Here is a 21,365-nt window from a genome sequence, read left to right on the forward strand (position 1 = left end):
CCGCTAACGGGGAGTCGCAGGATCGGGACGTCGGAGACACCGCGACGAGAAAGACGGCACCGGCCGGGGACCATGCCCGGTCGATGCCGCGGGCGCCGCGGGGACCGGATCCCGCGCGTTACTTGGCCGACACCTGGGTTCCTGCGGCGTCCCGCGTCCCGCGTGTTGTCACTCTTGGGCCATGCCCCCGGCGCCGAAGGCGCGCGGGGACGATGACGCATGTTTGGCGCCACGCGTGTTCGCGTTCGATCCTCGGTCGCCCGTCTTCCCGGCACCCGCGCAGAACCCAACCCCGCCCCGTCACAGCAGCCCGAGACCGACCAGTTCCCGCCGCAGGGCCTCGGGCATTTCGGCGAGGTCGCCCGAGGCCTCCGAGCCGAGATCGGCGGGCGCGTCGCCGGCCGTGAGATAGCGCCAGCCCTGGAACGGGCGGTACGGCCGTGGGGCGACCGGAACGAGGTGCGGGTCGAACACCAGCCGGCAGCGTGGAATGCCGTCCTCGCCCGTGAGCGGCTCGATGGCGGTGATCGCCTGACGGCACGACAGGGTTCCGCGGATCACCCAGTAGATCGAGCCCTGGCCGGTGATCTCGCGGTGGCGTTTCGGCAGGGTCCGGGTGACGTGGACCGGCGCGGCAGACCGCCCGTCCCGCAGCGCCTCGGCCCGGTAGCGGGCCTGCCGCGCCTCGAGGTCGGCGATCGAGGCCGGGCCGACGCAGAGCTTGATCAGGTGCAGGGCCACGGGCGGGCGATCTCGGAGGTCTCGGCGGGGCGCCCCTGATAGAGCATGCGGTGCGGAAGGGGGATGCGGTTTCGCAGACTCGTGATCCGCCGGCGGATGTCCGGGGCGATCCCGGGGCGAATCGCTCAGGCGAACAGCGCCAGCCGCTGCTCCGGCGGCAGCGCATCGATCTCGGCAATGCTCAAGACCGTTTCCGGTTCGCCCTGCTGAGCCTGAACCGCGTCCGGATCGGGGGCGTCCGCGGCGAACCCGGACCAGTCGAACGCGTTCGCGTCGCCGGCCGGCTCGCCGTCCGGGGCGCTCTCGGTCACGGCGCTCTCGTCGTCCGTGTTCGCGTCTTCCGTGCTTTCCGGGGCCGCGCTCTCGGGGACAAATTCCTCCGGCTCCGGCTCGCCGGCGACCGGCAGGAACACCAGATCCTCGTGCAGCGGCAGGCTTCCCGGCCGGGCGACCAGGGCGGCGGCCGTGACGGCCGGGACATCCATGCCGATGTAGCGGTCGATGTCGCTCTGGCAGAGATCGGACGCACCGATTTCCGGGGGGCCGGCTTCGGTCAGCGGCGGGATCGGCTCGGCCTCCTCGCCCCAGATCGCGATCATCGCCGACAGGCGATCCTCGAGGTAGCGCAGGGTGTAGACGATCCGGGCGGTGCGCTGCGCGGTGAGGTCCTGGAACGAGCAGGCCGTGTAGATCGCGGTCGCGTGGAGGTCGAGGGCATCACAGGCCGCCTCATCGGAGCCCGCCTCGCGCAGGGTCCAGGCCGCTTCCTGGATCGCCTCGGCGGAACCGAGGATGTCGGAGGTCGCCCGCTCGGTCTCGCGCACGATGCCGTCCAGCGCCAGCGACGCCTGGACCAGATGCGTCTGCTCGTGGTTGGCCGCGCTGATCGCGGCAATCTCGGCCTTGGTCCGGCTGATCGCGTCGGCCATGTCGACGAGGTTGCCGCGCAGGTGTCCGAATGCCTCGTGGCCGCGATCCGCGGTGACGGTCCGCTCCAGGCGGGCGATCGCCCCGAGCAGCATCTCGGTCTCGGCGCCCCGGCTGCGGCGGGCGTGTTCGGCCAGGAACCAGCGCCCCCGCTCGGTGTCCGAGATGGTCGCTTCGATGGCCTCATACTCGGCCGACGCGTTCGGGCTCGGTGTTGCGGGACCGGACATGGGTTTCCCTGAACGCGGGCTCGGCGCACGCGGCAATGCGGAATTTGACAGGATCCGTTTAACGGGCGCTTACGGGGCGCCCGCCGCGGGCTTCGTCCGCACGCGCCCTGAAGTCCCCGCCCCGAGCCTCACCTTGCCCCGCCCGTCCGGCCCGGCGCGCCTGTCGCTGCTCTACGCCGTGGTCTTCACCGAGATCGGCATCGCGATGCCGTTCATGCCGCTCTGGCTCGACGCCCTGGGGCTCGATGCCGCGGTGATCGGGGTGCTGCTCGCCCTGCCGATCGCCACCCGGATCGCCGCGACCGCGCCGCTGATGAGCCTGCTCGACCGGGGGCTCGGGCCGCGCCGGATGATCCTCGCCGGCAGCCTCGCGCTCAGCCTCACCTATGCGCTGATGCCGGGGGCCGCCGGGATCGGCTGGCCCCTGCTCGCCGTATTGATCGTGCTGAACGCGGTCGCGGGCTCGCCCCTGGTGCCGTGTATCGACTACCTGACCCTGGCGGCCGTGCGCCGGGACAGCCGCCTCGCCTATTCCCGGATCCGGATGGCGGGTTCCATCGCCTTCCTGCTGGCCAATCTCGCGGGCGGGTTCCTGCTCTCGGCGCTCGGCGGAAAGCTCGCGGTGCCGCTGCTGCTGACCGGCCTCGCGCTGGGGGCCGCCGTGGTGGCGTGGCGCAGCCGTTCGGTGACGGGGTTGCCGCACTCCGAAGCCGGGGCCGGCCGGCCGAAGCTGCCTGCGAGCCTCTGGCTCTGCATCGGCGCAGCCGCGGCGATCCAGGCGAGCCACGGAGCGATCTACGGCTTCGGCAGCATCTACTGGACCAGCGCGGGCATCCCGGCCGCCTGGGTCGGGTCGCTCTGGGCGGTCGGCGTGCTCTCGGAGATCGTGCTGTTCGCCGCCATGCCCGCCCTGCCGGCCGCGTGGCGCAGCCCGGTGCGGCTCCTGAGCCTCGGCGCCGCCGCCGCGATCCTGCGGGCGGTCGGCATGTTCCTGATCGGCGACCGCCTCGCCGCCCTGGTGCCGCTGCAATGCCTGCACGGGCTGACCTTCGGGGCGACGCAGCTCGGCGCCATGGCGGCGGTCTCGGCCTATGCCCCGGACGGGGCGCGGGGCCGGGCGCAGGGCACGCTCAGTGCGGTCAATGCGAGCATCTCCGTGGTCGCCACCCTGGTCAGCGGCTTCGCCTACCGGGCCGGCGGCCCCCTCGCGTTCCTGTTGATGGCGCCGCTCGCCGCCGCCGGCCTCGGGCTCGCCCTCGCGTCCCGCCCTGCGGCAGCGGTGAGGACCGACACGAATCGTCAACCGTAATGTCGACATAACCGCCCGGCAGGGTGGCGCTGCGATCGAGGAGAGAGGGTCTTGCTGAGTCAGGGCACTGTTCCCGCCACCCCGGCGGGTGCATCGGTGCGGGACAGGCCGGAGGACGGCCGGCTGCAGCTCGACGGCCGCTGGACCGCCGACCAGGCACCCGCTGTCGAGGCCGCGGCCGCGCGCATCGCGGCCTCCGGCCGGGCGGGCCCCGTGGCGCTCGACCTGTCCGGGATCGAGCGCCTCGACACGCTCGGCGCCTGGGTGCTGGAGCGTACCCGCGCCGAGATCGAGCAGGCGGGCGGCGCCCTCACCTATCTCGGCGTCCGGCCGGAGCACCATACCCTGCTCGGCGAGGTCCGGCTGCGCGAGCCCGAGCTGCCGGCGCCACGGCGGCACGGCGTGATCGTCGGCGCCCTCGACGCGACCGGGCGCCAGACCGTGCGCGGGGGGCAGGAATTCGTCACCGCCCTCGCCTTCCTGGGCGAGCTGATCGCCGCCTGCGGCCGCGTCGCCCTGCGGCCCGGGACCTTCCGGGGCAACGCCCTGATCAACCAGATCCAGCAGGTGGCGCTGAACGGGACGCCGATCATCGTGCTGATCTCGTTCCTGGTCGGCGGCATCGTCGCCCAGCAGGGGATCTTCCAGCTCCAGCGCTTCGGCGCCCAGACCTTCGTGGTCAACCTGATCGGCCTGCTGATCCTGCGCGAGATGGGGGTGCTGCTCACCTCGATCATGGTGGCCGGCCGCTCGGGCTCGGCGATCACCGCCGAGATCGGCTCCATGCGCATGCGCGAGGAGGTCGATGCGCTGCGCGTCATGGGTCTCGACCCCGTCGAGATCCTGATCGTGCCCCGGGTGCTCGCCCTGATGATCGGCCTGCCGATGCTGACGCTGATCGGCGACATCGCGGCGCTCGCCGGCGGCGGCCTCACCGCCATGCTGTATGGTGGGCTGACCCTCGATCAGTTCCTGGCCCGGCTCCAGGCGGCGGTGGGCGTCCACCACGTGATGGTCGGCCTGATCAAGGCGCCGTTCATGGCGCTGATCATCGGGGTGATCGCCACGATCGAGGGGTTCGCCGTGGAGGGCTCAGCGGAATCGTTGGGCCGCCACGTCACCGCCTCGGTGGTGAAGTCCATCTTCATGGTCATCCTCTTGGATGGCCTGTTCGCGGTCTTCTTCGCCGCGATCGATTTTTGAGCCCCGCCCGGTGATCGCCCCCGCCATGAACCTGCACGCCGAAGCGGATCCCGCCCCGATCATCCGCGTGCGCGACCTCGTGGTCGGCTTCCGCGACCGCAACATCCTCAAGGGCCTGAGCCTCGACATCCGCCCCGGCGAGATCCTGGGCTTCGTCGGCCCCTCCGGCCAGGGCAAGTCGGTGCTGACCCGGACGATCCTCGGCCTCAATCCGAAGCGGGCGGGCACGATCGAGGTGTTCGGCCGCGACGTCGATGAACTGACCTACGCCGAGCGGCGGCGGATGGAGCAGCGCTGGGGCGTGCTGTTCCAGCAGGGCGCGCTGTTCTCGGCGCTCACCGTCAAGCAGAACATCCAGGTGCCGATGCGCGAGCACCTGAATCTGTCCGAGCGCCTGCTCGACGAGTTCGCCCGGCTCAAGATCGAGATGGTCGGCCTGCAACCCGACGCCGCCGACAAGCTGCCCTCGGAACTGTCGGGTGGCATGATCAAGCGCGCGGCGCTCGCCCGTTCCCTGGCGCTCGACCCCGAGATCCTGTTCCTCGACGAGCCGACTTCGGGCCTCGACCCGATCGGCGCGGGCGAGTTCGACGACCTCGTCTCGACCCTGAAGGAGACGTTGGGCTTGACCGTCTTCATGGTGACCCACGACCTCGACAGCCTCTACACCGCCTGCGACCGCATCGCGGCGCTCGGCGACGGCCAGATCATCGCGGCCGGCACGATCGAGGAGATGCTGGCGAGCGACCATCCCTGGCTGCGCTCGTACTTCCACGGCAAGCGTGCCCGGACCATCGCGACGGGTGGCGCTGCGGTCCATGCCTGAGCGTCGTCCCGACCCAATCCCGCCCCGCTCCCGCCCGGGAGCCGGGGCCAGACGCCCGGCAGGATCCCTGCCGGGCAGACACACAGGCTGAGCGCATGGAAACCCGCGCGAACTACGCCCTGATCGGGGCCTTCACCATCGCCGTCATCCTGGCGGGGTTCGGCACCGTGCTGTGGCTCTCCGGCGGCTCGTCCCGGCAGGTCAGCCAGACGGTGCGGATCGTGTTCTCCGGCTCGGTCGGGGGGCTGTCGCGCGGGTCGAGCGTGAACTTCAACGGCATCAAGGTCGGCGAGGTCACCGATATCCGCCTCGCCCCGCAGGATCCGCGCCGGGTTTTGGCCCAGATCAAGGTCGACCCGTCGACGCCGCTGCGGGCCGATACCCGCGCCCGGCTCGATTCGGCGATGCTGACCGGCGTCTCGGTGATCTCGCTCTCCGGCGGCAACGCCGACGCACCGGTGCTGACCCCGATGGCCAATGGCGAGCCGCCGACCATCTTCGCGGATTCCTCCGACATGCAGGACATGATGGCGCTTGCCCGCCAGGTGGCGCAGCGGGCTGACGACATGCTGGCCCGCCTCGACCGGGTCGTCTCGGCCAACGAGGGTGCGATCAGCCGGTCGCTCGCCAACGTCGACACCTTCTCAAAGACGCTGGCCGATGCCGGCCCGAACATCTCGGCGCTGGTCAAGGCGGTGGACGGGGCGAAGCTCGGCCACGTGATCGACAATGCCGACCGCTTCTCCGCGGCCCTGTCCAAATCGAGCCCCGACATCGAGGGCGCCGTCCACGATGCCCGCTCGCTCGCCGCCAAGCTCAACGCCTCGGCCGACAAGATCGACGCGGTGCTCAACGGCGCCCAGGGCTTCCTCGGCTCGGCTTCCGGCCAGGAGGGTTCCAGCACCTTCACCGAGATCCGCGCTGCGGCGATCTCGGTGCGCGACGCCGGCAAGGCGTTCCGGGTCATGTCGGAGAATCTCGACAAGCGCACCGCCAGCATCTCGACCAATTTCGGCCGCCTGAGCGGCACCGGGCGCCGGGAGGTCGAGGCCCTGTCGGGGGACGGACAGCGAACGCTCAGCACCCTCAACCGCACCGTGCGCAGCCTGGAGCGCGACCCGAGCCAAGTGATCTTCGGCGGCAAACCATCGTTGCCGGAATACAACGGCGGCCGGTGAAAACGCCGCTTGCCGGGTCGATGTGTCCCGGCGCACGGCACGGATACCAGCGCGGGGTAGTTTTAACGGCATAGCTTATACAACTCCGCCGTTCGTCGGCGGGGTTCCTCAGGTCATGTGTATGGTCCGCTCGTCCCATATCGCCGCTGCTGCGCTGATTGCCGCCCTGCTGGGTGGCTGCGGCGGCGGCGCGGCGCCGCTGACCTTCGATCTCGCGGCCCTGCCTGCGACCGGGCGGCCCGTGGCGGCTGGCCGGTCGATCGCGGTGTCGGAGCCGGTGGGCATTCAGCCCTTCGAGGCGGACCGGATCATCGTGCGCGAGATCGGTGGGTCACTGGCCTTCCTGGGCGGTGGGCAATGGGCCGACCGACTGCCGCGGCTGATCCAGTCCCGGATCATCCAGAGCCTGGAGAATTCCGGGCGGCTGCGCTCGGTGAGCCGGCCCGGCGACAAGATCGTGGCCGATTACCAGCTGGTCAGCGAGATCCGCGCCTTCGACGTCCAGTCGGTGACCGGTGAGGCGGTGGTCGACCTGGCGCTCAAGCTGGTGGCTGACGGCACCGGAAAGGTGACCGCCGCGCGGATTTTCGTGGCCCGGGTGCCAGTGGCCAAGATCGACGCCGGCAACGGCGCGCGCGCCCTGGATCAGGCGCTCACCACCGTGCTGGCCGACGTGGTGCGATGGGTGAATACGGGGCGCTGAGCGCACCTCACTCCATCACGGCAGCCTTCAGGATCACCACCATGGTGGCCCGGGCCGGACCCTCGGTGCAGCGCACGAGGTGGGGGCGGTCGCAGCGATAGCGCAGGGTTTCGCCGGCCCGGGCCCGCTGCACGATGCCGCCGATCTCGACCTCGAACGCCCCCTCGCCGACCGACAGCGATTCCACCGAGCCGCGCTGGTGCGGATCCGAGTCGAGGACGCCGCCGAAATCGGCCGAGACCTCGTACCATTGCAGCCATTCGATTGTTTTCAGCCAGCCGATGATCGCCAGCCGCACTTTCCCGTCCTCGGAGACCAGGATCGGCGTATCCGCCCGAGAGGTCTTCTCGATGAACGGTTCTTCGTCGCCCGTCGCCAGGACGCGCTCGATCGACACGTCAAGCGCCTGGGAGAGCCGCCAGATGGTCGCGAGCGTCGGGTTGGTCTCGTTGCGCTCGATCTGGCTGATGATCGACTTGGCCACGCCCGATTGCTCGGCGAGTTCCGACAGCGAGAGGTTGTAAGCCTTGCGCAGCCGCTGGATGGTCTTGCCGAGTTGCCCGGAGAGCACCTGCGCGCCCGTCAGCAGGTCACGCCCGCGCGCCCGGTCCGGCCGTTCCGCCTGATCCTGCATTGTCACCGGCCCGCTCGCGCCGTTCCATTATCCGAACGATCGTGCGCTTCTTCAAACGCAATCGTCGTCCGGTTGCAAGGCGATGGAGATCGCGCCGGCTCTTCGCGCTAAGCCCAGAGGCCGTGAAAATGGTGGACCGGCCCGTGACCCGTGCCGACCTGGAGCCGGTCCGCGGCGCCGAGGGCTGCCGTCAGATAGGTCTTGGCCTCCGCCACCGCGGCCGGCAGTGCAAGGCCGCGGGCCAGACCCGCCGCGATGGCCGACGAAAGGGTGCAGCCGGTGCCGTGGGTGTTGGCGGTGGCGATCCGCGGCGCCACCAGGGTCTGAAGGGTCCCGTCCGCCGTGACCAGATGGTCGATGCTGTCGCGCCCCGTCCCGTGTCCGCCCTTGATCAGAACCGCCCGGGCGCCCAGCGCCACGAGTCGCCGGGCCTGGGCGGCGGCGGTGGCCGGATCTTCGGCTATGGATTCGCCGAGCAGCACCGCGGCCTCCGGCAGGTTGGGGGTGATCAGGTCGGCCTGCGCCAGCAGCCGATCCCGGAGTGTCGCCACGGCGTCGTCGGCGATCAGCCGGTCCCCGCTGGTGGCGACCATCACAGGGTCGAGGACGATGGGGATCGCCCCGGCATGCCGCGCGAGGCCTTCGGCCACGGCCACGATCACGTCGGTCCGCGACAGCATGCCGATCTTCACGGCGCGCACCGCGAGGTCGGAGAAGACGCTGTCGATCTGTCGAGCGACGAACTCCGCCGGCACGTCGTGGATGCCCTGAACGCCCCGCGTATTCTGCGCGGTCAGCGCCGTGATCACGCTGGCCCCATAGACGCCAAGCGCCGAGAAGGTCTTGAGGTCGGCCTGGATGCCGGCGCCCCCGCCGGAATCCGAGCCCGCGATGGTCACGGCGATTGGGGTCGGGTCGCTCATCGCGCCGCGCGCTCCGTCAGGGCGGTGTCGATCCGTGCGCGCAGATCCCGGGCGCGCTGGCGCACCGGTTCCGCGCCGAACAGGGCGGTGATCACCGCGACCCCGTCCGCCCCCGCGGCGACTACGGCGGCGGCGTTCTCCGGGCCGATCCCCGCGATGGCGCCGAGCGGAAGGCCGGCCCCCCGGGCGAGCCGGGCCCGGAAGGCGATGCTGGCAAAGCCCTCGAGGCCGACCGGCGGGTCGGGATTGTCCTTGCTGGTGGTGGCGAAAACGCCGCCGATGCAGGCGTAGTCCACGGGCAGCCGGTACAGTTCGTCGGCCTGCGCCGTGGTCTTCACGGTGAGGCCAATGATCGCGCCCGGCCCCAGGAGTCGCCGGGCATCGGCCGGGTGGAGGTCGCTCTGGCCGAGATGCACGCCCTCCGCCCCCGCCGCGAGGGCGAGGTCGACGCGGTCGTTGACGAGCACCGGCACCTGCCCGCCCACCGCTTCGCGGATCGCCCGGATCCGTGCCAGGGCAGCACGGGCATCGGGGATGTCCTTCTCGCGGTACTGCAGCAGGGTGCAGCCCCCAGCGACCGCTTCGGCGCCGAGCCGCGCCAACCGGTTGCCGTCGCCGCCGAGTACGCCGACATCGAGGAGGCCGTAGAGCCGCAGGTCGACCGCCTTGCCCCCGGTCTGTGCAGCGTTCGCGCTGGCTGGCATCGGTCTCGCTCGGCCTCCGTCCCCGTCGGCTCCGGGCCGACCCCTTCAGAGGGGCCCTGTTTGGTCAGACGCAGCCGCCTTGGCAAGCGCTCCGTGAAGCGCCTTATCGGAGGCGTCCGCCACGGCCCTGCGGCTCTCGACCGTCATGCGGCGGCGTTGACGCGCGCCGATCCTGCCCCCCTATAGGCGAGATCCGCCGGGACGCGCTCCGCCGAAGCGAGCGCCGGTGTCCGCGGAAACGTTCGGCTTGAGAGTGCATTCGACAGGACAGGCGGTCGAGGGACGATGACGGTTGCCGCGGCGCAGACGGGTGCGCGCGGGGCGCAGGCCCTGCCGGATCGCTCTTCCGTAGGCCTCGTCGCGGTGATCGTCGCCGCGACCGGGGGGGAGCCGCGCGCCCTGACGATCCGCGTGCCCGATCAGGCACCGGGCCGCGGCGACGGCCTGCCGGCCGGACCGCTCGTCCCGGAGCACGCAACCCTGGAGCGCGGCCTGCGCGCCTGGGTGGAGCGCCAGACGCATCAGCGCCTCGGCTACGTGGAGCAGCTCTATACCTTCGGTGACCGCGACCGCTCAGGGGCTTTGGAGCAGTCGGGGGTGCATTCGCTCTCGGTGGCCTATCTTGCGCTGGTCCGCGAGGAGCGGCCGGCCGGCCTCGCCGAGGCCGCGTGGCAGAACTGGTACCGCTACCTGCCCTACGAGGATTTCCGTCAGGGTCGCCCGCGCCAGCTCGACGCGATCGAGGCGCGGCTCGCCGCCTGGGCGGCCGAGCCCGAAGATTGTGCCACCCGCACCCGCCGCCTCGACCGCCTGGGCCTGACCTTCGGCATGAACGGCGGCACCTGGAACGAGGAGCGCGTGCTGGAGCGCTACGAGCTGTTGTTCGAGGCCGGGCTGATCCCGGAGGCCGGCGGTAATACCGGCCCGGCGCTCCCGAACGACCCGACCGGCGTGCCCATGGCCTTCGACCACCGGCGGGTGCTGGCCACCGCGATCAGTCGTTTGCGCGGCAAGATCAAGTACCGCCCGGTGGTGTTCGAGCTGATGCCGCCGGAATTTACCCTGCTCCAGCTCCAGCGCACCGTGGAGGCGCTCTCGGGCACGCAGTTGCACAAGCAGAACTTTCGGCGGCTGGTCGCCCAGCAGGGACTTGTGGAGGAGACCGAGAGCGTAACCAGCGGCGCCGCCGGCCGTCCGGCACGGCTGGTGCGGTTCCGGCGTGAGGTGTTGCTGGAACGGCCGGCGCCGGGCCTGCGGCTGCCCTTGCGGCGGGTGGGGTGATGGGTCGGGCTACTGCGCAGGGCCGGCCTGCAGAATGCGGTTCGGGCGGGCCGAGGCCGTCTTCCGGGTGCAGGATCCGCGTCCCGTCGCCCCGTGCCGCCGCAGGAGACCCCGCATGACGACCAAGACCGAGAAGCAGAAGATGCTGTCGGGCGAGCCCTACCGGCCGGGCGACCCGGAACTCGCCGCCGACGCGCGGCGTGCCCGCGCCTGGATGGTCCGCTACAACGCCACCCTGGCGGCCTCCCCCGACGAGCGTCGCGTCCTCCTGCGCGAGCTCCTCGGCCATGTCGGCGAGGGCGCGGTGATCCGGCCGCCGTTCTTCTGCGATTACGGCCAGCACATTTCGGTCGGCGACGGGGTCTTCCTCAACTTCAACTGCGTGATCCTCGACGTCGCCGCGGTCTCCATCGGCGATCTCACCCAGGTTGGCCCCGGGGTGCAGTTCCTGACCGCCGACCATCCGCGCGATCCGGAACTGAGGCGGGCGGGCCTGGAATCCGGCCGGCCGATCACGATCGGAGCGAATGTCTGGATCGGGGGCGGCGCGTTGATCCTGCCCGGCGTCACGGTCGGCGACGATGCCATCATCGGCGCGGGCGCGGTCGTAACCCGCGATGTGCCGGCGGGCGTCACTGTCGTCGGCAATCCGGCGCGGCTGCTGCCGCCGGTCTGAGGGCGAGCCTACCCGTAGGTGTGGTCCGCGGCCGGGAACCGCCCCGCCCGCACCTCGTCCGCATAGGCCTTCACGGCCTCCTCGATATGGCTTCGCAGGCTGCCGAACTGGCGCACGAATTTCGGCGTGCGTTCGGAGAGGCCGAGCATGTCCTCCAGCACGAGGATCTGACCGTCGCAGACAGCCGAGGCGCCGATGCCGATCGTGGCCGCCGTCACCCGCGGCGAGGTCGCGATCGCCCGCGCCACCGGCTCGACGATGCCCTCCAACACGATCGCGAAGGCCCCGGCCTCGGAGATCGCCCGGGCATCCTCCAGCAGGCGACGCTCGTCGTCGGGCGCCCGGCCCTGAACCTTGAAGCCGCCCATCGTGTTCACGGCCTGGGGGGTGAGCCCGATATGGCCCATCACCGGAACGCCGCGCTGGACCAGGAACGCCACCGTCTCGGCGAAATGGGCGCCGCCCTCCAGCTTGATCGCGCCGGCGCCGCTCTCCTTGAGCACTCGGGCAGCGCTGAGGAAGGCCTGCTCCTTGCTCGCCTCGTAGGAGCCGAACGGCATGTCGACCACCACCAACGCCTTCTCGGTGCCGCGGATTACCGCCTGCGCCTGAAGGATCATCATCTCCAGGGTGACGGGAATGGTCGATTCCATCCCGTGCATGACCATGCCGAGGGAATCGCCCACGAGGATGAAGTCGCAATAGGGATCGACGATGCCGGCCGTGTGCGCGTGGTAGGCGGTGAGCGCGATGATCTTACGCCCTTCGGCCTTGCGCTTGCCGATATCGATCGCCCGGAGCCGGCGGGACTGCACGACCTGCGACATGGTTCAGACCTCATTCCGGCCACCCAGGACAAGGCGCGGGTCCCCTCTCCTGGAGGGTGAGGGGTGTGCCCTCTCCGGAGAGTTCTCGTCCCTCACCCCAACCCTCTCCCGCCTGGGAGAGGGGGCGCGGCCCGTTCCGTAAGCTTCGTTCGACGTCCCTCTTACACCGCCAGCAGCCGCCGGTCAGCGCCCCGCCTGCGGCTCGGCCCCCGCTTTCCAAACCGGATCGACCGGCAGGTTGGCGGTCTCGTTCTTGTCCTGCCAGCCCTCGACGCCTTCGGGGAACCAGCGCACGCCGGTATAGCCCTTCAGCACGAGGCGCTTGCCGGCGTTCCAGCTACCCCAGCACTCCACATGGCAGAACACCACGACCGGCTTGGCCCTGTCGCCGTCGGTCAGCTCCGCGACCCGCTTGTAGAACAACGCTTCCCGCTCGGGGGCCAGGGGCTCGGCCCCCGCCTCCGGCATCCAGAGGGCCCCGGGGATCGAGGGATGCACCGGCAGCCAGAGCCGTCCGGCTGGAAAGTTCGACGGTTTGCGGTCCGGGGCGGCCACGTCGATCAGCACCGGCTTGTCCGGCCCCGCCATCAGGGCGGAGAGGCCCTCGGCGTCGATTACCGTGGCGCCCTTCAGGGTCGGCGGCGTGTAGCCCTTCGGGGGCCCGGCATAGAGCCCATCCGGCTCGGGCACGGCGACCGGGGAGTCCGCCGGAGCGGCGGCGAGGCACAGGAGCGCGGCGCAGGACGCCGCGACCCGAACGATCAGGCGCATGTCCCGCATCGCTCAGTTCGTCGGGCTCGGCGGATTGAAGCTGTGCTGCCAGCGTCCGCCCTGGTTGTCCGAGGCCGCGACCTGGATCGGCTTCCCGTCCGGCTTGAACGCGAAGTTGATCACCGGATTGGACGAGATCGAGATGTCGCCCGTCAGGGTGAAGATCGTCTGGTCGCCGGCCGAGACGGTGAGCTTGTCGATGTAGCGCGCCGGCGTGTACTCGCGGGTCACTTGGTTCATCTGCATGCCGGAGAAGTTCGGGTGACGCACCATCAGCGTCGCCTCGACCGGCTTGCCGGGCTGGGTTTCGGCGAACTTCATGCGCATGTCGCCCATGCCCTTCATGGCCTCTTCGTCGCTCATGCCCATCGGGGCCGAGCAACCGCCGGAGGCCTTCACGAACTGCTTGGCCTCGTAGAGCTTGCCGTCCTGCGTCTCCACCACGGCGTGCATGTCGGTGTAGTTGTTGACCCGCACGCGCAGCTTCAGCTCCGCCGGATCGGCGGCGGGGCCGAACTCGAAGCGGGCCGCGTAGGGCGCCGGGTTGTCGTCGATGATCAGCGAGACCGCCTTGATCTGCCCGTCCTTGAGCATGGTCAGGGTGATCGGCACCAGGGCGGCGTCGAGCGCCCGGGCCGGCGCCTCGATCTTCACCAGACTGTCGGTCTGGGCGATCTGCCGGTCGCCGAAGATCGACTTGGCGATCTCCTGCCAGCGGGCCGTGCGCTCTTGCTCGGTGTCGGAGGCGCCCGCGGCCCACGCGACGGGGGTGAGCGCCGTCGTCGCCAGAGCTAGGCCAAGGGCGAAGCTGGAAACCGTCTTTCTGATTCTGAACGTCATGGCGTGACTCCCGATGTTATCAGATATGGTGATCGCGAAAACCTATTCCCACTCGAGCTCCTGGTAGGCCACGGTAACGTTGCGGCCGTTATAGGTGTCGAACAGGGCCCATTTGTCCCGTTGATCCCGGGCCACGCTGTCCACCGCCTTGTCGATCGGCACATCCTTGGCGATCGCCGCGCGGGTGCCATCGCGCAGCGCCGTCAAGTAGCCACTGAGGTCGGCCAGCGCCGGGGCGAGATCCACCGCCACCGGCCCGTGGCCCGGCACCGCGCGGGCGGGGCCCATGGCCTTCAGGCGCTCGATCTCCGTGAGCCAGCCCTTCAGGCTGCCGTCGAGGGACGGGATTCGATTCACGAACAGCAGGTCAGCGGGAAACAGCAGGCCGCTGCCGGAATCGATCATCGACAGGTCCGAGGTGGTGTGGGCCGGCCCGTGCGCCGTGAAGGTCAGGCGCCGGTCGCCGAGATCGACCTCCGCGGTTTCGGCCACGCTCATCGTCGGATAGACCACCGGGCCGGTGCGCTCCTCGCCGAGCAGGTCGATCAGGCGACTGCGGTAGAACTCGCCTCGGGCGGAGAGCGCCTCGGTGAGCTTAGAGTGGCCGATAAACACGGGCTTGTCCGCCAAGAAGGCCCCGGCCCCGAAAACGTGATCCGGGTGGACATGGGTCAGCACCACGTGGGTGACGGGTTTTGGGGTGCGCTTGGCGATCTCGGCGCGCAGCCACTGGCCATCCGCGAGGCTGCCGCCGGATTCCGTAACCAGCACGCCGGTCTTGCCGATTAGGAAGCCGATATTAGCGATGGCGTCGCCGTTCTCAGAGCTTGCGTCGGCGATCAGGCCCTTGCGGACGAAAATACCCGGCCCGACCTCCTCCAGCGTGAACGATTCGGCGGCGCGGCCCAAAGTCGGCAGGCAGCACAGGCACAGGCCGCCGAACAGGGCGCCGCGCCGAGACAAGGCTCGGCCGCCCACGAACGCCCCCGGTTGGACGGCGGAAGCCGTCATGCCGCATCCTCCTGTTATTCTTGTCTACCATTAGGTAGGTAGATTTCCATCCCGTCAAGTGGCAGAGAGGCAGCAGGACAGGCGCCGGCCGCACGTTCGTGTGAACCATGCCCCAGACGAGGCTGCGATGAGGGACACCCGCGCCGAATTGCTGATGCAGGCCGAGACCCTGGTCCGGGGGCGGGGCTATGCCGGGTTCAGCTATGCCGATCTCGCGGAGGCGGTGGGCATCCGCAAGGCCAGCATCCACCACCATTTCCCTAGCAAGGTCGATCTCGGCGCCGCTCTGGTGGCGGCCTACGCGGCACGCTACGCCGCCGCCTTGGCGGCGATCCGCGCGGAGGTGCCGGACGGGACGGGCCGGATCGAGGCCTACGGACGCCTCTATCTTGGCGGTGTCGAGCAAGGGCTCGGCTGCCTGTGCGCGGCGCTGGCTATCGAGGGTGAAGCGCTGCCCGAGCGCCTGCGCCGGGACATCGCGGCCTTCTTCGCGGACCACCTCGCCTGGCTGGAGGAGATTTTACGCGCGGGTCAGGCGGACGGCAGCGTCCGCGTTGGCACGGATCCGGCGGTGCTGGCCCGTTTCGTCATCGCCACCCTGGAGGGGGCGCTGCTGATGGAGCGCTTGTTCGCGAGCCCTGACGCGTTTCGGGGGACGCTGGCTGTGCTGGTTGACGGGCTCAAGGCATGAAGTCGGTAAGGGAATGACCCTTCCTCCTAACCTACGCTTGGGGCCGAACGTGTTCGATTTACCTATGACGGTGATTGGGGGGCAGGGTGAGTAAGTCCGCTCATCAACCGCTCCGGCCAGTTGGCGGGAGATGTTGGCGGGCCGTTCGCAGATGGGCGGCTTACGAAACACGGTGCGAAGCGACGGCAGCCCTGTGTTCGCGGCCGTTTAGGATCGCGGCGTGGCGGTATTCGCGTGGGCTCATGCCGTGGTGGTGCTTGAAGCGACGTGCGAAGTGGGACTGGCTGATGAAGCCGCATCCGTATGCGAGCGTGCCGATCGGCAGGTGAACGCAGGCCGGATCGGCTAAGCGCTTGGCAGCGACGGCCAGCCGGCGTTCCCAGATCCAGTCCGAAATATGCTGGCCGCGTTCGTGGAACAGCTCCTGCAACCGACGCAACGAAACGCCCACCGCGGCGGCAAGGTGTGGGGGGTCCAGGGCCGTGTCCTGAAGATTGGCCTCGACGTAGGCTTTGGCGCGCTGGACCACGACGCTGCCATGGATCGGCCGGGGTACGTTCTGCGCCATCCGCTCCGCGAGACTGGCCACGATCAGATCGACGCCGATCGCCGCCATGCGCTCCGCCGCATCGGGTGTCAGCTGGCGACGCACGCGGATCAGCTCGTGGATGAAACACGTGGTCAATTGGGTGGACGCGAGATCCGCGCTGAGGGACAGCCCTGTATAGAGGCGCGTTGACCCGAGCACGCGCTCCAGACGTTCTCGAGGTAGCTCAAGAAACAGGGCTTGGCTGTCCTCATGGGTCGTGAGCACGGAGGGCCGATGGTCGAGCACGACCACGTCTCCGGGGCGCTGCATCGCCCCGTCCGTCCTGAACACTGGTCGACATGCCTGCGAGCTTGAACAGCACCACGACCATGCCGGCCCTGTCGTGACGCCGGGCTGCCGCGGGCGTCGTTTCACACCGCAGCGCGTTCTGCGTCAGGCGCGAGATGTGAACGAGGCCGACTTCGACGATATCCAGCTTGCCACGGGAGGGGCCATCCGCGTCAAGACGTTCGACCTCGATAGAACGAGCCGCTCGCCCAGGAGTTCGCGCCACAGTTTGAAGCCGGCGCTTGGATGGAGGCCTTCCGTCGAAAACAGGGATTGCATGGGTTCGGCGTGCGGCGATTGCTTGAATAGATTTTTGTTAAGAGATTTATCGATTCTTGGTCTCTAAGTATGACGTTATACAGAGATTCGGTTCGGAATACAGTATCAGTCATATTGGCTAAGGCTAAACGCTGTTGCTTGGCGCGGCCTATGGATAAAATAATCACTTGCCGGAATGCCGAAACAAAGCTTTCTTGGAATGTATAGATGTGCACCGTTCAACGGGTCGTGGCTTTAGAGCGGGCTGTCGATTGTCCACCAAGCGTCGCCGTTGGTGCGGGTTGAAAGTCTTCCCAGCCGATCTCTCTCTGGAAATGCAGGCGCCGGCGGACATCGAGGCGGGAAGCTTGCTGCGCCCGCGCGATGCCAGTGCGCAGTGGCGATCGAGCGAAGCCGCTAATCTGCCTGCGCGCTGAACCGCGCATATCCATCCGCTCGCAGGCGGCAGGCCGGGCAGGTGCCGCAGCCATAGCCCCAGGCATGGCGCTGCCCGCGCTCGCCGAGGTAGCAGGTGTGGCTCTCCTCGACGATCAGATCGACCAGTTCGCGACCGCCCAGCGTCTCGGCGAGGCCCCAAGTCTGCGCCTTGTCGAGCCACATCAGCGGCGTGTGCAGCACGAACCGACGCTCCATGCCGAGGTTGAGCGCAACCTGCAGGGCCTTGATCGTGTCGTCCCGGCAATCGGGATAGCCGGAATAGTCGGTCTCGCACATGCCGCCGACCACGTGGCGCAGGCCCCGCCGGTAGGCGAGTGCCGCCGCGAAGGTCAGGAACACGATGTTGCGCCCCGGCACGAAGGTGTTAGGCAGGCCCGAGGCCTCGTAGCCGATCGCGGCTTCGCGGGTGAGCGCCGTCTCGGACACCTGCCCGAGGGCTTCGAGGGCGAGGGTGTGGTCGTCTCCGAGCCGCGGCGCCCAGGCCGGGTTGATGCGCGTCGTGCCGGCCCGCAGGGCCGCACGCCGGTCGAGCTCGACCCGGTGACGCTGGCCGTAATCGAAGCCCAACGTCTCGACATGGTCGAACCGGTCGAGGGCCCAAGCGAGGCAGGTCGTCGAATCCTGGCCGCCCGAGAACAGCACCAGCGCCGAGCGATCGCCCGGGATATCAGTCGCCATCGTATTCGGCCCACGACATCGGGGTTTCGGCCACCCGCACGCGGGCGAGCCCCGGCAGGTCCGGCCGCAGCCGATGCCAGATCCAGGCCGCGATGTTCTCGGCGGTCGGGTTCTCGAGCCCCTCGATCTCGTTGAGGCAATGGTGGTCGAGGCGGGCGAGCAGCGGCCCGAAGATGCTTTCGATTTCGTAGAAGTCGATCACCCAGCCGGTGTGCGGATCGACGGGGCCGCCCACGGTCAATTCGACCCGGTAGGAATGCCCGTGCATCCGGTGGCAGCGGTGGGTCTCGGGCACATTCGGCAGCCGGTGGGCCGCCTCGAAGGTGAAGGCCTGGGTGATCTTCATGGGCGGGGTTCGCGGGCTGAGGACGATCGCGCACCCGCCATAACGCCGACGGGCCGTTCCACGCAAAGGTGCGTGGCGCCGACCCGTGTTGCAGACCGGACGCCAATCGATCGTGGCGGGCTGCCGGATCTTACGGTCAGAAGCCGGAAGTTGCTCATCGGGCCGCAAGAGACGACCGCCGACATCGCCGCCACCGCGCCTTCTCTCCTTCCAACTCAGCGCCTCGAAATCGGGCGACCGATCCGGTCCTCAAGGGGTTCAGGGCCGCGGCAGGGGGGGCGCCGGACGGCGGGGCTCTTCGTGGGGGGCGCCGTTTCGGATAAAGATTTTATACAATCACCTGCGGCGTGGCGGGCGTTCTGGTTTCGTTGGACGGCTCGCCGAGAAAGGCCAGCAACGCAGTGGCGACGTGGCCGATATGGTCGATCAGCAGGGCGCAGGCGGCCGAAACATGACCGTTCCGGCAGAGCCGGACCATCTCGCGGTGCTCCCGGTCGGCCCGCTCCAGCTCCGCCGCATCGGTCGAGAGCTGCAGGCGGGTGTAGCGGTCGCATTCCGCCAGCAGGGAGCCGACGAGGCCGAGCGCACGGGGGCGGTTCGCCCGGCTGTAGAGAAGGAGATGCAGCTCCGTGTTGAGTGTTCCCCAACGCGCCGTGGCCCCGTCGTTCAGGGCTGCAGCGTAATCCTGCAAGAGCCCATCCGCCCGATCGAAATCCGGTTCGGTCAGCAGCGGCGCGGACAGCGCGAGGAGGCGCGGCTCCAGGGCCGCGCGGAGTTCCAGAGCCTCGGCCGCATCGGCGGACGAAAGTGGCGCCACCGTCGCGCCCCGATGCGGGTGGATGCGCACCAGACCCTCGGCTTCGAGCTGGAACAGCGCCTCCCGGACGGGGATCCGGCTGGCGCCGAACTCCGCGGCCAGCCCGTCCTGGCGCAATTGCGATCCGGCTGGATAGCGCCCGTCGAGAATGCGCCGCCGAATCTCGAATCCGATCGAACCCGCCATGGTCCGGTTCTTCATCGTCTCGCTCCCATCAGGCTCGGGGCTCCGTAGGACCCTTGACGGCGGGTCTAACACTTGAGATTGTATAAAATAACGCGGGCATGGGGGCCCGATGACAAGAGGGGTCGACCGTGATGACGCTCCACCGCCGCCAGCTTCTGGCGGGCACCGCCTCGGCGCTCGCCGCTGGTCTCGGCCGCCCATCCCATGCCCGGGCCCAGTCCAGTGGCAGCGTGCTGCGCTTCATTCCGTCGACGCCCCTGCCCTCCCTCGATCCGATCGTCGCCACGAGCTACGTCATCCGCAACCACGGCTATCTCGTCTACGATACGTTGTTCGCCACAGACGAGAACTTCCGGATCCAGCCCCAGATGGTCAGCGCGTGGCAGACCGCGCCCGACGGCCTGCGCTGGACCTTCCATCTCCGGGACGGTCTGAGCTTCCACGACGGCACGCCGGTCGAAGCCAAGGACTGTATTGCCTCCATCGCGCGCTGGTCCAAGCGGGACGCCTTCGGGCAAACCCTGGCGGGCTTCGTGGAGGGGTACGGCCAGGAGGACGCCCGGACCTTCACTATCAGCCTGAAGAAGCCGTTCCCCCTGCTCCCGGCAGCTTTGGGCAAGCTGTCCTCCAACGTGCCGTTCATCATGCCGGAGCGCATCGCCCTGCAGGATGCCTCCAAGCCGATCGCCGACGCGACGGGCTCCGGACCCTGGCGCTTCGAGGCGCGGGAATGGATCCCGGGCCAGAACGCGATCTACACGCGCCACGCCGGCTATCGGCCCCGCGAGGAGGCGCCCTCCTGGGCGGCCGGCGGCAAGATCGCGAAGGTCGACCGGATCGAGTGGCTCGCCATCACCGAGGCCTCAGCGGCGGTCGGCGCGATGATCCAGGGGGCGGTCGACTGGTATGAGCAGCCCGCGATCGACCTGATCCCGGTGCTCAAGGGCAAGCCGGGGATCGAGATCCGCAATGTCCCGCTCGGGCTGATCCTGCTGATGCGGTTCAATCACACGCAGCCGCCGTTCAACAATCCCGAGATCCGCCGGGCCGTGATGATGGCCATGAAGCAGGACGACTATATGCAGGCGGTGGTCGGCGACCCGGACTATTACCGGGAGGCCAAGACCTTCTTCACGCCGGGTTCGCCGATGTCGACCGGTGCCGGCGGGGCTGCCGCCATGCAGGCGGACCTCGCCAAGGCCAAGGCGATGCTGGCCAAGGCCGGCTACAAGGGCGAGAAGGTCGTGCTGCTGGCCCCGGCCGACCAGCCAATCGCTTACAACCAGTCGCTGGTGACCCAGGATCTACTCAAGCAGCTCGGGATGAACGTCGATCTGGTCTCCACCGACTGGGGCAGCTTCATCGCCCGCCGTGGCAACCGCGGGCCGGTCGATGCCGGGGGCTGGTCGGTCTTCCACACGCTCTGGTCGGGCGCCGACGTGCTGAATCCGGCCCTGCACCCGCTGATCCGGGCCAACGGTCAGGCCGCATGGTTCGGCTGGCCGGACGATCCGACCCTGGAGAGCCTGCGGAGCGCGTGGATCGCGACCAGCGACGAGGTGCAGCAGAAGGCCCTGGCCGCGCAGATCGAGGAGCGGGCCTTCGCGGTCGTGCCCTACGCCCCGGCGGGTCTCGTACAGCAACCGATGGCGATCAGCACGAAGCTCAAGGGTATGGTCATGGCCCCGGTCCAGTTCTTCTGGAACATCGAGAAGACCGCCTGATCCGATCCCTTGCGGATTCGCGTTTCAGCCTTCTGCGCCAACGATGGCCGCATTTCGCCCTCGCCCCGCGTGTGGGGAGAGGGCTTCATGCCCCCTTGCCGGGGCGTTAAGCGAGGCAGCAGCCGAGGCTGAGGGAGCGATTCGGGTTGAGTCCCGTCCTGAATCGCCTCCTCACCGCCGCGGCGGCTACGCCTCCGCTTCCCGCCCGGACGACGAGATCCGTGCGGACCTCTCCCCGCCAGCCGGGCTACGATATTCACAGATCGCGGTCCGGAACCGCCACGCGCGCTCTCCCTCCCCCGCAAAGGGGGGAGGGAGGACCCGCCTCGGCTCATCGTTCTTGACAATGTTCCTATTTTGTGCTCATTAGCCGCCACCTGTCCACGGCGGCCTGGGAGCGATCCCGGGGCGTCCTTCGGGGGCCCGCCCGGTGGCTGACCGGGCGGGTCCGGGGACGGGGCGGTGCCCGCGTCGGTGGCTCTCAGCCGCCATCGCCCCGGGCGGCGGACCGGTACGGGGCGTGCCTCGGATGCGGGCGTGAGACC

21 protein-coding genes and 1 pseudogene are annotated in these 21,365 nt (G+C 69.3%); 9 read left to right on the top strand and 13 right to left on the bottom strand.

Annotated elements, in window-relative coordinates; translation table 11 throughout:
* Positions 1 to 300: 300 nt before the first annotated feature.
* Positions 301 to 741 (bottom strand): DUF1489 family protein, encoded by a 441-nt coding sequence (locus MKK84_RS20980; protein ID WP_243923165.1) that lies wholly within the window; start codon positions 739 to 741, stop codon positions 301 to 303.
* A 125-nt stretch (positions 742 to 866) separates the two neighbouring features.
* Positions 867 to 1,898: a hypothetical protein gene (locus MKK84_RS20985; protein WP_243923167.1), complete on the bottom strand. Its 1,032-nt coding sequence runs from the start codon at positions 1,896 to 1,898 to the stop codon at positions 867 to 869.
* A gap of 133 nt (positions 1,899 to 2,031) precedes the next feature.
* On the opposite strand from MKK84_RS20985, the gene MKK84_RS20990 reads away from it, so the two are divergent.
* The 5 genes from MKK84_RS20990 to MKK84_RS21010 all read left to right on the top strand — a co-directional run bounded on the left by MKK84_RS20990 (position 2,032) and on the right by MKK84_RS21010 (position 7,117).
* Positions 2,032 to 3,207 carry an MFS transporter gene (locus MKK84_RS20990; protein ID WP_243923168.1) on the top strand — a complete coding sequence of 392 codons (1,176 nt, stop codon included), beginning with the start codon at positions 2,032 to 2,034 and terminating at the stop codon, positions 3,205 to 3,207.
* 51 nt (positions 3,208 to 3,258) lie between these two features.
* On the top strand, positions 3,259 to 4,410 hold the full coding sequence (locus tag MKK84_RS20995) for an ABC transporter permease (protein WP_409566531.1): 1,152 nt from the start codon (positions 3,259 to 3,261) through the stop codon (positions 4,408 to 4,410).
* Positions 4,411 to 4,435: 25 nt separating this feature from the next.
* Entirely contained in the window at positions 4,436 to 5,236 is an 801-nt protein-coding gene (locus tag MKK84_RS21000; protein ID WP_243923210.1) for an ABC transporter ATP-binding protein, read from the top strand.
* A gap of 95 nt (positions 5,237 to 5,331) precedes the next feature.
* Positions 5,332 to 6,414 (top strand): MlaD family protein, encoded by a 1,083-nt coding sequence (locus MKK84_RS21005; RefSeq protein ID WP_243923170.1) that lies wholly within the window; start codon positions 5,332 to 5,334, stop codon positions 6,412 to 6,414.
* A 121-nt stretch (positions 6,415 to 6,535) separates the two neighbouring features.
* Positions 6,536 to 7,117 (top strand): ABC-type transport auxiliary lipoprotein family protein, encoded by a 582-nt coding sequence (locus MKK84_RS21010; RefSeq protein ID WP_243923172.1) that lies wholly within the window; start codon positions 6,536 to 6,538, stop codon positions 7,115 to 7,117.
* 7 nt (positions 7,118 to 7,124) lie between these two features.
* Here MKK84_RS21010 and MKK84_RS21015 read toward each other — a convergent pair whose 3' ends face one another.
* From MKK84_RS21015 to thiE, 3 genes are all read right to left on the bottom strand, one after another.
* On the bottom strand, positions 7,125 to 7,751 hold the full coding sequence (locus MKK84_RS21015; protein ID WP_243923212.1) for a helix-turn-helix domain-containing protein: 627 nt from the start codon (positions 7,749 to 7,751) through the stop codon (positions 7,125 to 7,127).
* A gap of 107 nt (positions 7,752 to 7,858) precedes the next feature.
* Positions 7,859 to 8,674: a bifunctional hydroxymethylpyrimidine kinase/phosphomethylpyrimidine kinase gene (gene thiD / locus MKK84_RS21020; RefSeq protein ID WP_243923173.1), complete on the bottom strand. Its 816-nt coding sequence runs from the start codon at positions 8,672 to 8,674 to the stop codon at positions 7,859 to 7,861.
* Positions 8,671 to 9,378 carry a thiamine phosphate synthase gene (gene thiE / locus MKK84_RS21025; RefSeq protein ID WP_243923175.1) on the bottom strand — a complete coding sequence of 236 codons (708 nt, stop codon included), beginning with the start codon at positions 9,376 to 9,378 and terminating at the stop codon, positions 8,671 to 8,673. The genes thiD and thiE overlap by 4 nt, the downstream gene beginning before the upstream one ends.
* A gap of 285 nt (positions 9,379 to 9,663) precedes the next feature.
* Here thiE and MKK84_RS21030 point away from each other — a divergent pair, with 285 nt between their 5' ends.
* Together MKK84_RS21030 and MKK84_RS21035 are read left to right on the top strand one after the other, a co-directional pair.
* Positions 9,664 to 10,659, top strand: a complete 996-nt coding sequence (locus MKK84_RS21030) for an NUDIX hydrolase (RefSeq protein WP_243923177.1) — start codon at positions 9,664 to 9,666, stop codon at positions 10,657 to 10,659.
* A gap of 115 nt (positions 10,660 to 10,774) precedes the next feature.
* Positions 10,775 to 11,335 (top strand): sugar O-acetyltransferase, encoded by a 561-nt coding sequence (locus MKK84_RS21035; RefSeq protein WP_243923179.1) that lies wholly within the window; start codon positions 10,775 to 10,777, stop codon positions 11,333 to 11,335.
* Positions 11,336 to 11,343: 8 nt separating this feature from the next.
* On the opposite strand, the gene panB is transcribed toward MKK84_RS21035, so the two are convergent.
* The 4 genes from panB to MKK84_RS21055 form a co-directional block, all read right to left on the bottom strand.
* Positions 11,344 to 12,162, bottom strand: coding sequence for a 3-methyl-2-oxobutanoate hydroxymethyltransferase (gene panB / locus MKK84_RS21040; RefSeq protein WP_243923181.1), 819 nt, complete (start codon positions 12,160 to 12,162; stop codon positions 11,344 to 11,346).
* Between the two features lie 183 nt (positions 12,163 to 12,345).
* Entirely contained in the window at positions 12,346 to 12,933 is a 588-nt protein-coding gene (locus MKK84_RS21045; protein ID WP_243923182.1) for a rhodanese-like domain-containing protein, read from the bottom strand.
* Between the two features lie 12 nt (positions 12,934 to 12,945).
* Positions 12,946 to 13,773 carry a quinoprotein dehydrogenase-associated SoxYZ-like carrier gene (locus MKK84_RS21050; RefSeq protein ID WP_243923184.1) on the bottom strand — a complete coding sequence of 276 codons (828 nt, stop codon included), beginning with the start codon at positions 13,771 to 13,773 and terminating at the stop codon, positions 12,946 to 12,948.
* A gap of 42 nt (positions 13,774 to 13,815) precedes the next feature.
* Positions 13,816 to 14,784, bottom strand: coding sequence for a quinoprotein relay system zinc metallohydrolase 2 (locus MKK84_RS21055; protein ID WP_243923191.1), 969 nt, complete (start codon positions 14,782 to 14,784; stop codon positions 13,816 to 13,818).
* Between the two features lie 127 nt (positions 14,785 to 14,911).
* Here MKK84_RS21055 and MKK84_RS21060 point away from each other — a divergent pair, with 127 nt between their 5' ends.
* Positions 14,912 to 15,475, top strand: a complete 564-nt coding sequence (locus MKK84_RS21060; RefSeq protein WP_243923193.1) for a TetR/AcrR family transcriptional regulator — start codon at positions 14,912 to 14,914, stop codon at positions 15,473 to 15,475.
* A gap of 160 nt (positions 15,476 to 15,635) precedes the next feature.
* On the opposite strand, the pseudogene MKK84_RS21065 reads toward MKK84_RS21060, so the two are convergent.
* The 4 genes and pseudogenes from MKK84_RS21065 to MKK84_RS21080 form a co-directional block, all read right to left on the bottom strand.
* Positions 15,636 to 16,631: pseudogene (locus MKK84_RS21065) on the bottom strand (helix-turn-helix domain-containing protein).
* A 396-nt stretch (positions 16,632 to 17,027) separates the two neighbouring features.
* A complete protein-coding gene (queC, locus tag MKK84_RS21070; RefSeq protein ID WP_243923195.1) occupies positions 17,028 to 17,747 on the bottom strand; it encodes a 7-cyano-7-deazaguanine synthase QueC in 720 nt (239 codons plus the stop codon).
* Positions 17,737 to 18,093 carry a 6-carboxytetrahydropterin synthase QueD gene (queD, locus tag MKK84_RS21075; protein WP_243923198.1) on the bottom strand — a complete coding sequence of 119 codons (357 nt, stop codon included), beginning with the start codon at positions 18,091 to 18,093 and terminating at the stop codon, positions 17,737 to 17,739. Before queD ends, queC begins: the two co-directional genes overlap by 11 nt.
* A 328-nt stretch (positions 18,094 to 18,421) precedes the next feature.
* Complete coding sequence (locus tag MKK84_RS21080; RefSeq protein WP_243923200.1) at positions 18,422 to 19,111, bottom strand: GntR family transcriptional regulator; 690 nt, start codon at positions 19,109 to 19,111, stop codon at positions 18,422 to 18,424.
* A gap of 116 nt (positions 19,112 to 19,227) precedes the next feature.
* Between MKK84_RS21080 and MKK84_RS21085 the strand changes: the two genes are divergently transcribed.
* Positions 19,228 to 20,820 carry an ABC transporter substrate-binding protein gene (locus MKK84_RS21085; protein ID WP_243923214.1) on the top strand — a complete coding sequence of 531 codons (1,593 nt, stop codon included), beginning with the start codon at positions 19,228 to 19,230 and terminating at the stop codon, positions 20,818 to 20,820.
* The last annotated feature ends 545 nt before the right edge of the window (positions 20,821 to 21,365 follow it).

The organism is Methylobacterium sp. E-065, from assembly GCF_022829605.1.
Taxonomy (GTDB): Bacteria; Pseudomonadota; Alphaproteobacteria; order Rhizobiales; family Beijerinckiaceae; genus Methylobacterium.